Annotated in this window: 14 protein-coding genes; 8 read left to right on the top strand and 6 right to left on the bottom strand. The window is 43.1% G+C overall.

The genetic code is table 11. The features are described 5' to 3' along the window. The first annotated feature begins 94 nt into the window (after positions 1–94). Both CLV99_RS07600 and CLV99_RS07605 read left to right on the top strand, forming a co-directional pair. Positions 95–3,367: a SusC/RagA family TonB-linked outer membrane protein gene (locus CLV99_RS07600; RefSeq protein ID WP_133583875.1), complete on the top strand. Its 3,273-nt coding sequence runs from the start codon at positions 95–97 to the stop codon at positions 3,365–3,367. 11 nt (positions 3,368–3,378) lie between these two features. Further along, positions 3,379–5,091 (top strand): RagB/SusD family nutrient uptake outer membrane protein, encoded by a 1,713-nt coding sequence (locus CLV99_RS07605; RefSeq protein ID WP_133583876.1) that lies wholly within the window; start codon positions 3,379–3,381, stop codon positions 5,089–5,091. A 68-nt stretch (positions 5,092–5,159) separates the two neighbouring features. On the opposite strand, the gene CLV99_RS07610 is transcribed toward CLV99_RS07605, so the two are convergent. From CLV99_RS07610 to CLV99_RS07625, 4 genes are all read right to left on the bottom strand, one after another. Further along, the gene (locus CLV99_RS07610; RefSeq protein WP_133583877.1) at positions 5,160–5,576 is read right to left on the bottom strand and encodes a hypothetical protein; all 417 of its coding nucleotides are present in this window, start codon (positions 5,574–5,576) and stop codon (positions 5,160–5,162) included. Between the two features lie 158 nt (positions 5,577–5,734). Further along, entirely contained in the window at positions 5,735–6,592 is an 858-nt protein-coding gene (locus tag CLV99_RS23370) for a CHAP domain-containing protein (protein ID WP_246032713.1), read from the bottom strand. Beyond that, complete coding sequence (locus tag CLV99_RS07620) at positions 6,511–6,900, bottom strand: hypothetical protein (RefSeq protein WP_133583878.1); 390 nt, start codon at positions 6,898–6,900, stop codon at positions 6,511–6,513. The genes CLV99_RS23370 and CLV99_RS07620 overlap by 82 nt, the downstream gene beginning before the upstream one ends. A 174-nt stretch (positions 6,901–7,074) precedes the next feature. Beyond that, positions 7,075–7,833: a hypothetical protein gene (locus tag CLV99_RS07625; protein WP_133583879.1), complete on the bottom strand. Its 759-nt coding sequence runs from the start codon at positions 7,831–7,833 to the stop codon at positions 7,075–7,077. 511 nt (positions 7,834–8,344) lie between these two features. Between CLV99_RS07625 and CLV99_RS07630 the strand changes: the two genes are divergently transcribed. Beyond that, entirely contained in the window at positions 8,345–8,545 is a 201-nt protein-coding gene (locus CLV99_RS07630; protein ID WP_133583880.1) for a hypothetical protein, read from the top strand. A gap of 42 nt (positions 8,546–8,587) precedes the next feature. Here CLV99_RS07630 and CLV99_RS07635 read toward each other — a convergent pair whose 3' ends face one another. After that, a complete protein-coding gene (locus tag CLV99_RS07635) occupies positions 8,588–9,694 on the bottom strand; it encodes a cell division protein ZapB (protein ID WP_133583881.1) in 1,107 nt (368 codons plus the stop codon). Positions 9,695–10,045: 351 nt separating this feature from the next. Here CLV99_RS07635 and CLV99_RS23175 point away from each other — a divergent pair, with 351 nt between their 5' ends. From CLV99_RS23175 to CLV99_RS07655, 5 genes are all read left to right on the top strand, one after another. Continuing rightward, a complete protein-coding gene (locus tag CLV99_RS23175; RefSeq protein ID WP_162850053.1) occupies positions 10,046–10,192 on the top strand; it encodes a hypothetical protein in 147 nt (48 codons plus the stop codon). Between the two features lie 42 nt (positions 10,193–10,234). Then, on the top strand, positions 10,235–11,239 hold the full coding sequence (locus tag CLV99_RS07640; RefSeq protein WP_133583882.1) for a helix-turn-helix transcriptional regulator: 1,005 nt from the start codon (positions 10,235–10,237) through the stop codon (positions 11,237–11,239). 124 nt (positions 11,240–11,363) lie between these two features. Next, a complete protein-coding gene (locus tag CLV99_RS07645; protein ID WP_133583883.1) occupies positions 11,364–11,687 on the top strand; it encodes a hypothetical protein in 324 nt (107 codons plus the stop codon). Positions 11,688–11,847: 160 nt separating this feature from the next. Further along, the gene (locus CLV99_RS07650; protein ID WP_133583884.1) at positions 11,848–12,375 is read left to right on the top strand and encodes a MauE/DoxX family redox-associated membrane protein; all 528 of its coding nucleotides are present in this window, start codon (positions 11,848–11,850) and stop codon (positions 12,373–12,375) included. Next, positions 12,372–12,689, top strand: a complete 318-nt coding sequence (locus tag CLV99_RS07655; protein ID WP_133583885.1) for a hypothetical protein — start codon at positions 12,372–12,374, stop codon at positions 12,687–12,689. The genes CLV99_RS07650 and CLV99_RS07655 overlap by 4 nt, the downstream gene beginning before the upstream one ends. A 26-nt stretch (positions 12,690–12,715) precedes the next feature. Here CLV99_RS07655 and CLV99_RS07660 read toward each other — a convergent pair whose 3' ends face one another. Further along, positions 12,716–14,194, bottom strand: coding sequence for a TlpA family protein disulfide reductase (locus tag CLV99_RS07660; RefSeq protein ID WP_133583886.1), 1,479 nt, complete (start codon positions 14,192–14,194; stop codon positions 12,716–12,718). Positions 14,195–14,198 lie beyond the last annotated feature (4 nt).

Raw genomic sequence — 14,198 nt, forward strand, 5'->3', positions numbered from 1 at the left:
AACGAGACCTATCTCTACATTTTAATTTCATGAACAACTAATTTATATGATCTAGATCATTATAACTCAATACTTATAAACTTAAAATGACATCATGATTAAACAACCAAAACTTAAAACTGGTCGCAATGATGCTGCTCAAAAGACCTTACGGGGTACACTCCTCGTGTCTGGAGCACTGCTTCTCCTAGGGAATCCCCTACTCGCGGCACCCGTGTTTTCTTCAGACCTGATTATGAATGTACATCTCGCCTTTCAGGAAAACGAGATTCAGGGCACTGTCAAAGACAGTGACACAAAAGCTCCATTAGCCGGAGTCACTATTAAAGTTGTAGGCAAGTCAATTGCTACTTCTACAAACGATCAAGGGGCATTTCGTATCAAAGCCTCTCCTAACGACGTTATTGAGATCAGCTACATTGGTTATGAAACAACAAGGAGAACCATTCCCTCTGGTGCGGGCAACCTGCAGATCGAACTAAAATCCGACGCCAGTAGCTTGGAAGAAGTCGTAGTGACGGGATATGGTACCCAACGTAAGAAAGATCTTACCGGTTCTGTTGCGATCGTCGATGTAGCCCAACTAAAGGCCCAACCAGCTGCCACAGCAGTAGAAGCATTGCAGGGAAAAGCCGCCGGTGTACAGATTGTCAATGATGGAGCTCCAGGTTCCACTCCACAGATCAAAATCAGAGGTTATAGCACCATCAACAACAACGAGCCTTTATATGTCATAGATGGTGTACCTTACGAAGGAAAACTAAGCTGGTTCAATCCAAGCGACATTGAGACTATGCAAGTATTAAAAGATGCCTCTGCTGCATCTATATATGGATCCCGTGCCAACAATGGCGTAGTGATCATCACGACAAAAAAAGGCGCTCCCGGGAAACCACAGATCAATCTCGATGTATATGGCGGAATCCAGACACCACAATACAGTCGCTATCCCAAAATGATGACACCACAGCAGGTATATGATATGGACAACAAGCTCAACGGCACCAACCTGCAATTACCGGATTACTTGCGTGCCGGAGCCAAAACGTCCTACGATATCACACCCGCAGATGTAGATATGTCACTTTACAATTACAGCAGAGACCCCGCTACCTTCTACCAGATTACCAAGGCAAATAAGGAAGGTACGGACTGGCTTCGTGAAGTCTCTAGATCAGCTCCTACCCAGAGCTACCAACTATCCGCTACAGGTGGTGGTGACAACGCTACCTACGCCATGTCCGGAGGATACCTCAACCAAAAAGGAACTATTATCCATTCTCAATTTGAGCGGTTCAATGTACGTAGCAATACCCAATTCAAAGCTTTTGACCAAAAATTACGTTTTGGTCAGAACATGCAATACAGTTTTACCAAGGGAGTCGGTATGGGAGTAAACCCTAACGCGGCCGGAGGTTATATGGGCGATGCCAGTGTCGTTGCCTGGGCCCTTCGTGCTCAAACGATTATTCCGGTTTACGATGAAGGCGGTAATTTTGCTGGTAGTAAAGGTAAAGACCTTGGAAATGCCCGGAATCCAGTAGCGGAAGCTTTTAGACGTAAAGACAACGTCAATAAGAGCAACTTCTTCTTTGGCAATGCCTTTGGCGAATTCGACATTATTGACGGTCTGACCGCCCGGACAAGCTTTGGTTTACGTTATGAAAACTGGGGAGGTATCTCTATTACCTATCCCGACCCCGAGTTTTCAGAGGGCTCTACCACCAACAACTCCATGAGCGAGAGCCAGGGCTACAATTCGGAATGGACCTGGACCAACACTTTAACTTACAATAAGAAATTTGAAAAACACAGTTTAAACGTTCTTGCTGGTACCGAGGCTATAAACAGCAATGCCCGTGATATATCAGGCAGTAGAAATAGCTTTTTTACCTTAGGGAGCTTGGATTATTTCTACCTTAACGCTGGTACCACCAATTTTGGAAACACAGGGACAGGATCCGTAGGTTCGTTGTTTTCTATCTTTGGAAAGGTGGACTATAGTTTCGACGACCGCTATATATTAAGTGCTACTGTACGTAGAGATGGATCCTCCAACTTTGGCCCTAACAATAAATATGGTACCTTCCCTGGTATCAGTGGAGCATGGCGTGTTTCTTCCGAACAGTTTATGGAGTCTGTAAACTGGATCGACGACCTAAAAATCCGTGCTGGCTATGGGGTAACAGGTAACCAACGCATACCTGCTTACAATTATATTGCACGCTACGCAAGCTCCATCACGCAATCTTCTTACCCTATCGGTGGCACTGTACAGAGCGGGCTATGGCAGAATTTTTACGCCAATGAAGATGTCAAATGGGAGCAGGTCAACGCCTTTAACATCGGTCTAGATTTTACGCTTCTACAAGGAGATCTAGATGGTACATTTGATTACTACGATAAGAAGACCAAAGACATGCTATTTAGGGTCCCCCAGCCTGCAACAGCAGTAGGTCGTGCGACAGCACCTTATATTAATATCGGTGATATGCGCAATCATGGCGTCGAATTCTCCCTGGGCTACCATTATGGACGCAGACAGCAGAAGGATTTCACCTTAGACCTAACCGGTACCTTTAGCAAAAATATTAATAAGGTCGTAGCCTTGGCCCCTTCCGTATCCCAACAGAATTATGGTAAGTTCAGAGCGCTAGAGACAACCGTCCTTAAACCAGGCGAAGTGTTCGGTGCTTTCTATGGCTATCAGGTAGCAGGTGTATACAAAGATGCAAATGACGTAGCCAACTCACCTAATTACGCAGATGGGAAAGCCCGTCCAGGAGGCTTAAAATACGTAGACCAAAATGGAGACAATGTAATCAATGGAGCCGATCGTACCGTAATCGGGAATCCACATCCGGACTTCATCTACTCCCTAGCTGTCAATGCGGGGTATAAAAACTGGGATTTAGCCATGTTTTTCTATGGATCCCAAGGCAATGATGTTTTTGATGCAACAGCCTATTTCACAGATTTCGGCACTTTCAATGGCGCACGCAGCGTACGCCTTCTTGATGCATGGAGCCCAGAAAACACTAATTCTTCAATGCCATCTTTAACGAATAAACCTTCTGAGCACGAATCTGCCACATCAAGCTATTATGTAAAAGATGGCAGCTTCCTGAAGATGAAAAATCTTCAGCTCGGTTATACCCTACCTGTAAAAGAGCTTTTTGGTCAAAACAGTAATCTTGGCAAGCTACGTATCTATGCCGGGGTGACCAACTTATTTACGATAACCAAGTATGATGGCTTTGATCCTGAGGTCACAGCAACACCAAGTGACTATCCTGCTATAGGGGTCGATCTTGGGGTATATCCGCAGTCACGTCAATATCTGTTAGGTTTAAGTTTAGGCTTTTAAAAAATCAAATCATGAAAAAAGAAAAATTATATATAGCACTGATATCTACAGCTTTTCTCTTCGGGGGATGTAGCAAAGATTTTCTCACAAAGGTACCCCAAGGGGAGCTTGTAACGGAACAAATCACCAGCGGAGATGGAGTCGAAGCATTATTGCTTGGTGCATATGGAATTATGAACGGTAATGTCAGCGGGACATGGGGCAACTATGCATCAGCTCCCAGTCAATGGGTATTTGGAGAGCTAACCTCCGATAATGCCCACAAAGGATCTGATGAAAAAGATCAGCCGGCGATGAATAATCTAGAATCGCTGAAACCTAGTGCGATCAACGATCAGCTTATCGCAATGTGGCAGGTATATTACGAGGGAGTAAACCGTTGTAATGCTACTTTGCGATTACTCAAACAGGATCAAAGCAGTACAAAAGAAATCTCTGCCCAACGTGCCGTTGAGATTGAGGCAGAAAGCAAAATGCTACGCGGTCACTATTATTTCTTCTTATGGCGGGTCTTCAAAAGCTTGCCTTACATTGATGAAAACACCACATTCGATGAAGCAAAGGTAAAACCAAATGATACCGACATCTATGATAAGATTATAGAAGACGTCAAATTTGCTGTCGACAAACTCCCTGTGACCAAATTCAAAGGCGAATCTGGGAGGATGGACAAAAACATCGCAAAAGCATATCTGGGTAAGCTCTACCTCTATCAAGGCAAACATGCGCTAGCCTTACCGTTATTTGAGGAAGTAATCGGCAGCAAGGACCTCCTGAGTATGCCTTTCCAGAACAATTTTGATATTGACAAGGAAGATGGTCCAGAAGCGATCATGGTATCCAAACATGCCATCAACCCCAACGGATCGGGAGACAATGCGAATGTAGGCGATATGCTCAGCGGATTATACGGCACATCTCCAGTCGGTTGCTGTGGCTTTTATCAACCTACAATAGACCTCGCAAACGTATATCAGGTCGATGCCAATGGACTTCCCTACCTTAATGGAGAGTATCGCACCACTCCCAACACATCCGATATGCAACTGACCGGCAAAGCCAAAACAGATTATAAGGTGGATGTCACATTACGAGTCGATCCTCGTCTCGACTATACCGTAGGTCGTCGTGGTGTGCCTTATCTGGACTATGGAATCATGCCCGGTGATGACTGGATACGTGACGCCTCCTTTGCAGGTCCATTTGTCGGCATGAAAACCATGATCAAACAAAGTCAGTTTCCGGGCAATGTTGTTGCTGGAGAAAACTACATCACCGGACTAGATGTTAATATCATACGTCTGGCCGATGTTATCCTGATGGCAGCAGAATGTGCGGTAGAAGCTTCAGACCTCGAAAAAGCACGTAAATATGTCAACATGGTCCGCGAACGCGCAAATACCTTGCCCCGTAAGCAAGTTGGAGGTGTAGATGTAGCGAATTACCTTGTCAAGCCGTATCCGACCTTTCCAGACCAAGCCTATGCACGCAATGCTGTACGTATGGAACGTCGTTTAGAGCTTGCACTAGAAGGCCACCGCTACTTCGATCTCGTACGCTGGGGTATTGCCAAGCAGGTACTTGAAAGTTACTCCGCATTCGAAGCCAAGTTTTTACCATACTATGGTGGGTTGACCTATCAGCCACACAATGCCTATTTTCCTATTCCACAGACTGAAATCGACCGCAGTGGAGGGACATTGAAGCAACATAAAGAATATTAAGAGGAAATTGACTTCCGCTTAAACTAATTTTAATTTGAGCCGATCGACAATGTTGATCGGCTCAAATGCTATAAGCGCTTTCCCTTTCTTCCATGCTTCCAAAACAACCATCCCGCTATCACTATCGGTATTGACAGCAACCACCACCAGCTCCTAGATGGATACCGTACACTGGTGCTACGCGTATCACTTTGCGACTTGCTATCTTCGACCACTAGACTATCGTAAGCAATACCCAGACTGGACCGACTCTTTTCGATGCTCTCTTGCTCGATGTAAGCGACTTTTCCACTTCGACCCCACAATCCCTCATCAGGATGAAAATAAAAGCTAGAATCGCTTAAAAACATCCAATAACGAGAAGTGCTCCCCTTATCACCGAACTGCATCCACGATGCGCTAGTACCGACCCTAGTCTCGGACAAGGCCTCTTGTTGTACCGTTTTGATTGTTTCTCTCTTTGACCGGCAGCCATAAAGAGCCATAAAAAGAGTTAAACAACACATAAATAATTTATACACATAAACAATCATAATAAATTGAAAATTAAAGACTATAAAAAAACAAACAATACTAAACAAAATATAATTTGGCCTAAAAACTTCAGGTGAATCCCCCATTAATCATTAATAATTAACCATTATCAATTCACCCAATCAGCATACCTATACACGGTATTGACATGCCTTCGTCTGGATTCGACCCGGTCGTTGCTATTCCCTTCTACCGTGAGGATATACTGCCCCTGCCTCTCCTTCACCAATCCCACATGATGGATACGCTTTAGCCTGGCGCTGTAGATGCCGAATAAGTCTGCAGATTGTACCCTATCCGTTTCCTTGTAGCTTCTTGCTTTGGGAAACAGCGCAGGGCTCCATGGATTACGAGGCGCCGACAACCCGGCCTGACCATAGCACCAGCTTACAAAGGCGGCACACCACTCGTAGCCCTTACCCAAGTTCGTATAGCGAAGGTATTCTTCAACACGGGGGCCGTCGTTGTTGCCCGTAGCTTCACGGACGCCTAGTTCTGCAGAAGCTATTTTAATGATATTATCTCTGTCCTCCATGCCGGACGGGCGTGACACTTTTGACCGCAAAAGTGTCCAAAACTCGTCGCTGGATATTTTTAAAACAATGGATTGTGCCTCCCCCTTCAATTTTTTAAAAATATCGAAGGCGACATTTTTCGATATTGTACAGATAGAGCTATTAGCACTACCCAAATAAAACGGCCTAGGTTGCGCAAGGCGTAAAGAATTGTCGATTATTTCTGATAAGCAATCAGACTTGTCTGAGCGAAGTGAGTTGGTCTTATTGCCAGAAATAAGAAGACAATTTAGCCGAGCAACCAAGCCTTGATTTTTTGCTTCGTTTTGATCAAGCAAAACGAAGATGCCCTGCGCCGGCATAGAGGCGCCTACATTACTACTCCCACTGCCACTATCACTGCATAGAGCATTAAGAAGAAAACCGAGAAATAAAGAATACATTGTTGCCATGATGTCAATTGATTAAAATGTGAAAGAAAGTCCTTGCGGAAAGTTTTGAAAGGTTGCCATAGCAGTTCCTGCAACCATAGGCTACAGAGGATAGCAGCGAGCCCTACAGCGAGGCCAAATAGGCCTACCGTAAGGATTCCCAGATCAAGTACTCCGACTGCTGGATCTAGCGCCGAGAGCATTTTTGATAGTAAAGCAAAAGATAACATAAAGCAAATCAATAAACTTATTATAAATGCTTTAATATTACTAGTATAGATTTTCTGTACGTTATAAAAACATACTTTTTCTGTTGTTAGCGTTTCCATTTCTGTTAGTATTTTATTGTTAGTATTGTGATTTGAGATATGAGATATGAGATATGAGATATGAGATTTGTGATATGAGACTGAGTGAAACGAAGTCCCAAACTTGCTTCGGAATAAGTGAAGAGTGACGCGCGAACCTTGTTACTTCGTCACTCTATCACTATGTCAATTCCCTTACGGTATATCCACATCGACAATACTCATCGTATTGTATGGGTTATCCATTAAGGGGTAATACACCTCATTGACATGCTGATACATATCGATACCTATCATCATGTAGATTACTTTGGTCGAATCTGCCGGCACATTTACCGTCAGCGTCTCTGCTTGATGGTCGCCGATCAATGGGATGTAATCTGTTTCGATCACCTCGGGGCGCGGTATCTCCATTGGATCCAGGGTCTGCTCTACTGCGGCCAATGTAAAGCGCATGTGTGTAGCGCCGGGCAGCAAGGTCACTGTAGACCGAGGATTGAAGGCCGGAATTGCCAAAGAGACCTCTCCCCTAACACGATCGAATGTGACAGGAAGATTTAAACCGATCATAAACGTCAAGCTACTGTTCAGATTGAACTCCAAACCTTTAAGAAGTAATGAATTTTCAGGTTTGAATACCCGTTCGCCACGTGCACTGACACTATCTGCCTTCTGTATGCGATGCACGACAGAGGTCAATCTATTGCGCAGCGTCTTGTCTCCAAAGCGCATCATCAGGTTGTTGAGCTGTATACGGATCAGCTTGGCGACAGATGATGCCGAACCGAACTCGGCCATATTCTCCCTCGTCCGTTGAAAATTTGGATCGGTCATGATCCGCTGCTTGTCCGCTCCACCAGGCGTACGCACCTCGTAGCCACGTGTTCTGCTCTTGCTGAAAGAAAGGTCTCCTACCTTCCCTTGCATTTTGATAAAACTCTTTTGTTTTGCCATGATATTTAATTTTTGTTGACAATCCAAAGGTGCAATAGCCCACAACGGGGTCTGTCCAAAATGGCAGGATGTGACAGGAAAAAGCAGGAAGAGACAGAATGATTCGTTAACTTCTTAACTCTATAACTTCATAACTCTATAACTTCTTAACCTGACAACTCGATAACAAAGTACTAGAAAGGTACTGGAGAGCTACTAAAAAGGTACCCTAAAGGTACTAAAGAGGTACTAGAGAGGTACCTAAGAGCTACCAGGCGCCGTAGCTCTATCGGCTGTCATCTCTGGAAAATGAGACCAATCCCAGTGTCTTGTGCTCCGATTGCGAAAACAATAACTAAAGAACTATGTTACATCAGTATTATTAACTTTCTCCAATACAGAGCCATTGTATAAATCATTCATGGTAAACAATTGGGAGGTATCTTGCTGACAGGAGGATCATGGTCTCACCATGGGCAGCCCCAGCCAGGCCTTATATTGCCTAGCCCCTGCCCTCTCTACCCATGCCATTATGTCCAAAAAACCAAGACTATGCATATACCCCAAGGATGTCGAAATCATATTAGACCTCAGCCCTAGGCAGGCCTATAGACGCTACCAAACTGTCAAGGATGCCTATGGAAAGCTCAAACATCAGGAGCTTACTTTTCGCGAATTTGCCGAATACTACGGTCTACCGCTAGGCGATGTTTATGATAAACTACAGCCTTAGCTGCAGCAAAACATCCCGCTAGGAGCTGTTATTTTTCACGCATTATTCGTCCTCTTCTTTCGTATTCCGTCCCCTTTCCGACAGCTCCTTTGCTTTGTTCATCGCACACTCCAATTCCTCTAGATAAACACGCAAGCGCTCCCAATATGCCCTACCGACATCCACCTTCTCGTCACCATAAAGATCAAGATATGACCTATCATCTCTGGTCTCCACAGCACGTATCGACAGCACATTGATCAGTTCGTCTGATTTGTTCTTCATCAATATAGATGGACATAAACTCTCCAAAGCCGACAACGCGCTAATAGCTAATAACACCTTCCTTCCATCAACCAATAGGGCATAAAACAACTTGACACCATCCTCTTTCTCTATATATACCTTAGACAGAAAACGCACCGGCATACTCACAAATCCTACGCTGTCGAAGCTCACTTCTATCTTCTTGTCCATATCCGACAGTATGCTCCAGGCATATATCAAGTGTAGTGCACAATCCCCACAGCCTGCCCGCTGCGACTCCAATTCGGCCTTTGCTTCTGCCAGCTCCCCTTTCAACCTTTCGTTTGCATGTTCCAATTCGACAGCCTTTTCTTCACTCGCCGACAGCTCAGCACGTAATCCCATAAGCTCTACTTGAAGAAGCTCTCTTGCTTTCTGCAAACCGTATACAAAATAATATACCTGCTGCAATAATACACAGACCATCACCAGTACAAAATCCCGCTCCATATACCCTATTTCAAAGAGATCTGCATTAAATAATCCTAGATAGATCCAACGCACCATATGCAGTACAACTGCGCCTAGAACCGGGCACAACATCCAGAGCTGGAATATCCATCTACCCGTTTTGTACCTGCTCCAATATGGGCTCTTATCCAAGCTATACACCGTCATTCCGACCACCAGCACAAGCGGAACCATCAGTATGATATTGAGCAAAAAAGTCATCACATACCGCTCCAGCAAGAGCCATTTTAACACGGGAACTGAAGTCGTATAAAATGTCACCAGCAAAGCGGAAGACAGCACCATTATACTCAGCGCCCCCACACGCCCATACCAAGAACCGAAAAAAGAAACCGCGAACCGGCCTAAAGAACTAGCCCAGCCTTTGACAGACTTGAAAAGAGATTGCATCATAATCGTATTTGTATTTAGGTCGACCACAAGTTTATACAAATAACTTAGTACAAAAAATGAGCATTATCACTCTTTTCTATGATATATCCCCAAACTCGCTCTCACTGAAGCATTTTTATGATTACAAAAGGGCTTTTCAGGATTTCAGACAGAATTTTTATTTTACCCTCGGGAAAATAAAAACATCGATTAGGCTCCGTAAACACAGATTTTTTCACATCGAGAATTTCTCCAAGCACCTCCAGGAAATATCCTTCAGATTTACTTCTTTTCATCTGCCTTCAATTATACATTAGTACAGGAGACATCAGAACCATGTCTATTATTAAGTACAATTAAAACCCTAACAAAATGAAAAATCATCTTTTTACACCAGAAACGGCCTACGAGTCCCCACAAACCGGGCAGGCCAGTGCTCCCGAAAAACCATCCGATAGCGAATCCAAAAGATTGGCTGGAAGCATATTGACCACACGTACGAGCTATCGCTCACCTTAAAATCACAGTAATATCTCATACCGCCATGTGCTATACCTCCGCATGGCGGTTAATGAGCAACTAACTCCAGCAGTAATGATCCGAAGCCTAATTGTCCAGCCCCAGCGCTACTACCCCCATGCCCGAGAGAGCAGTGAACTACCGCGAGGTAGCAGCTACCGTATGGGTTATGCCGAGGCCAAGAGCTGGCAGATCGACGACAGCTGGTGTAGTATACAATGGTACAAGAGTAAGTACATCCTACCCTATTGTATCGAAGTAGAAGCTAAGGAACCGCTGTATCTTCCTATTACATTCGTGCACCCTGATATACACTGGCAATATGCACTGAAGGGCGGCTATGGCATCGAGGGGATAAAGCACAACAATCCTATCCTAACAGAAGGCCAGCACCATAAGCTTTATGCAGTCTGCGGCGATTTCACTAGCTACATGCCTATAGGTCGGCACCTTATTATAGGGTACAGTATTGCGGCAAGCTGGCTGGAAAAACACAGATCTACCCATGAACTATGTACCCAGGATATATCGATCACACTATTGGCCGACAGCCTCTATCATAGCACCCCCGCTCCCATTACGTCAAATATGCTTACCGAGCTTTATTATATATTGGAACACCCTCGGATAGCCGGCATACAGCAGGACACCAACGTCTATGCGGCTGTAGGGCGTTTGCAGAGCCTGCACGAGCAACAGGAAAATTCCGATCCGGCCCCGATCGCCCCACAAACACAAATAGTAGAAGCCATACGGCTTCATATCGAGCACTGCTTAGCAAACAAAAAGCTGATACCCAGCATCCGAGAACTAAGTACCAAATATAAGATCAGTCAAAAATGCCTGAATAAAGCCCATAAGAAACTATACGATATGAACCTATCGCAACACATCAGCGATAGGCGACTAGAAGAGGCAGCTCTGCTGCTAAAAAGCGGCTCCAGTGTAAAAGAAGTCACCTTCATCCTACACTACCACGATATCCCTGCCTTCAGCAACACGTTCAAAGACAAATACGGTGTAGCACCCAGTCAATATCAGCAATAAACCAGCACAGTCCATTTTTTACAACTGATTGGGCCAATTATTACAACCAAGCTCCCTGCTTTCGCAGCTAACTTTGGTTTATCAATACAACGAAGATCATTGTGCGTAAATAAACAACAAGGTTATGATTATTAAAAAAGACATAAAAATAAAGATACTAGTGACAATACTATTTTTAGTAGCGCTAGCTATAATCATCTTACCAGCTTATTTCAACCGCAATAAATCCTACGCCTGTACAATCCAATTTGTAGACTCCGTCAATGGTAAAGTTGTCATGAGCTTCGATGCAACCTGCAAAGATGATGGTCAAGAAACAGAACGAGACCCCTATTATACACACCGTGTTTACAGCTTTGAGACCTATAGTGTCGAAAAGGAAAAACAGCAAAACGATACCATCCACGAAAACACTTACTACAACATGGATACTTATCAAGCGGAATAGAGAAAAAATATAAGAAGACATGAACATCGAAAACATCAAAAGAAAATTCAGCGTATTCCCCCGGTAGGCGGGCAGAAAACAAGGAACAGGAGAAAGCATCTTCGGTAGAAGGTCATCTCACAGCAAAAATCTGAGAACACAACCATAAAACAGAGAAGACATGCAACAGCTTAGCAATAAAGCGAAAATAGCATCGGTTATTGACCGCATAGTCCAATATAGTGCCATACAATGGCTCCGTGATAAAGGACTATGGGTATATAAAAAGCTTCCATTGGGGATTACCTACGGATATGCATTTCTATATATGTATACCGGCTATGATAAGCTTCGGCATGTGGAGGTGTTTATAAAAGGGAATCGTAAAATACCACTTATAGGACATTATGCCGAGCTTATTGGCTGGGGTATTCCCCTATTAGAGATCCTACTAGCAGTACTATTGGTATTTACTTTTGGGAGGGCACGACAAATCGCATTAAGAGTATCAGTTATCATGATGGGCATATTTACTTTGTATCTGCTTTTAATGCTCCTGTTTGTACCAGATCGGATCTGTCATTGCGGTGGTGTGATCGAATCGATGGACTGGACGACACACCTCATTTTTAACCTAGTTTGGTTGGGTGCTGGAATCTTTGCCATCAAAAAACTCAATAATTATAAACGACTAAATTTAGAGTCATGAAAAATCAAATTAAAAAATTAGTTAATACAGTATTGTTCGGTGCAGCAATACTTGGTGGTGCCATTACGATGCAATCGTTTAGTGAAAAAGAAGTTAGTGGACACTTAGTAAACAAAGGAAGTGGAAGATTTGAATTACGCAGTAGTGTCAATCCTATGAACTGTACTCCAACAGAGCCAACGGCTTGTACGTATCAAATCTTATCTCCTGAAAACATCCCAACTCAGGATAGCTATACTGAGAGTGAATTAGCGACTTTTGAAGCTAATGGATGGATATCGCCATCTAGTTCTAACGGTGTATATCAAAACTAAAGGATGGGGGGAAATCCCCCCTCCTTTTATTTGTTTTTTAAACCGAGTAGCATTTCTGTAAAATCTTTTCTACCGGTTACATTGATAGGACGGGGCGGGTTATAAGAAACTAGCTTTCCTTTTCGGTCTACAATCAGGAGTTGTGGGAAAGAAAAGAAACCATAGAATGAAGCTATATTAGGCTTCGGATCTATTACTCTCAAATTTACACCTTCTTTCGAAGTATACTTACCACTTTCTAAACCCCGAAGCCATTTATCCCTCTTTACATCAACATTTACACTGATAAAAAGTACTGATTCATCATTTAAACTACTTTCGATTTTTACTAATTCTTGATGTAGTAGTGCGCAACCTGTACAACCGTTGAACCAGAAGTCTAGCACAACAATTTTATCTTTGAAGGATTCAGGTGTGTAGATGTTTCCGTTTATATCTTCTAAACGAAATGGATAAACATCATTTTTCACATAACGACTTTCTTTGATCTCCTTTAAATATGATTTTATGCGATCGTCACTCACATATTTTAATGCCTTGTCAATCGCTTGCTCACCACCAATTGCTGCTGTGCCGTAACGACTAAATAAGAATGCAGTAATATTATCTCGATTTTCCTGATCTAAATTCATTTTCTGAAATCGATCAAGTATTAGATTCAAATCGATAATCGGCGCAGACCTCGGATGCTCAACATATTCTGGTATTAAGAACCCAGCCGTTAAAACGTCGATAACATAGTCTGTATACGATGGGCTTTTGCCCATGTGGTATTTTGTTTTACTTATAGCAGAATAATACTGTTGCAGAACATGGTTCTTTAAAACATCTTGATAGGGAGCACCAATTTCGACAGCTCCCTGAAGTGTCCTTATACGCATGCTTTCCGTACTATAAACACATTCATCTTTGATATAGGAATACGAGGAATTACTTATTTTACCGCGTTTTTTTTCTAACACATCTAGCTTTCTCTCTCTTAAGGAATCATAAAAATCATTTGTTACAGCATAGTATTTGTCTATATCTCCAATTTGTATATAATGCCCCAGCCAACCACTACCTCCGCTCCTGTCCAAATTTGAGATTCGCTCCCTTAATCTATTCTTTTCATTATCGTCTCCATTTGCTTGCATCTTATCACTTACATAGAATGATAAACTATCATCCGGTTCTATTAAGAATAATTTGTTTGGAAATAAAGACAGCAAAAGTTCACCATCATTAAACACCTCTATCTTCACAAGCGATATGTCTTGCTGCAAAGGAAAAACTACCTCAATTTCTTTTGTTTCGCCATTCCACTTGTATTTTTCATCATAGAGATCACTGGCCGTGACATGGTAATGGGAAAAGACTGAAATTTCTACAGTTATGTTTCTATTTTTTAGCAGTGCATCATCAAAGGAAACAATCACTTTGGCTGTGGGATCTAACTTTCTTTTTGCATATACACTATCCACTGCTACGGCTAGTAACAGCGAAATAAGGATAATATATCTCATTTTT

It is taken from the genome of Sphingobacterium yanglingense, from assembly GCF_004363245.1.
Taxonomy (GTDB): domain Bacteria; phylum Bacteroidota; class Bacteroidia; order Sphingobacteriales; family Sphingobacteriaceae; genus Sphingobacterium; species Sphingobacterium yanglingense.

Coding starts and splice junctions, on each gene's coding strand:
- CLV99_RS07600 (WP_133583875.1), top strand. CDS start 95: ATGATTAAACAACCAAAACTTAAAACTGGTCGCAATGATGCTGCTCAA.
- CLV99_RS07605 (WP_133583876.1), top strand. CDS start 3,379: ATGAAAAAAGAAAAATTATATATAGCACTGATATCTACAGCTTTTCTC.
- CLV99_RS07610 (WP_133583877.1), bottom strand. CDS start 5,576: ATGGCTCTTTATGGCTGCCGGTCAAAGAGAGAAACAATCAAAACGGTA.
- CLV99_RS23370 (WP_246032713.1), bottom strand. CDS start 6,592: ATGGCAACAATGTATTCTTTATTTCTCGGTTTTCTTCTTAATGCTCTA.
- CLV99_RS07620 (WP_133583878.1), bottom strand. CDS start 6,900: ATGGAAACGCTAACAACAGAAAAAGTATGTTTTTATAACGTACAGAAA.
- CLV99_RS07625 (WP_133583879.1), bottom strand. CDS start 7,833: ATGGCAAAACAAAAGAGTTTTATCAAAATGCAAGGGAAGGTAGGAGAC.
- CLV99_RS07630 (WP_133583880.1), top strand. CDS start 8,345: ATGTCCAAAAAACCAAGACTATGCATATACCCCAAGGATGTCGAAATC.
- CLV99_RS07635 (WP_133583881.1), bottom strand. CDS start 9,694: ATGATGCAATCTCTTTTCAAGTCTGTCAAAGGCTGGGCTAGTTCTTTA.
- CLV99_RS23175 (WP_162850053.1), top strand. CDS start 10,046: ATGAAAAATCATCTTTTTACACCAGAAACGGCCTACGAGTCCCCACAA.
- CLV99_RS07640 (WP_133583882.1), top strand. CDS start 10,235: ATGGCGGTTAATGAGCAACTAACTCCAGCAGTAATGATCCGAAGCCTA.
- CLV99_RS07645 (WP_133583883.1), top strand. CDS start 11,364: ATGATTATTAAAAAAGACATAAAAATAAAGATACTAGTGACAATACTA.
- CLV99_RS07650 (WP_133583884.1), top strand. CDS start 11,848: ATGCAACAGCTTAGCAATAAAGCGAAAATAGCATCGGTTATTGACCGC.
- CLV99_RS07655 (WP_133583885.1), top strand. CDS start 12,372: ATGAAAAATCAAATTAAAAAATTAGTTAATACAGTATTGTTCGGTGCA.
- CLV99_RS07660 (WP_133583886.1), bottom strand. CDS start 14,194: ATGAGATATATTATCCTTATTTCGCTGTTACTAGCCGTAGCAGTGGAT.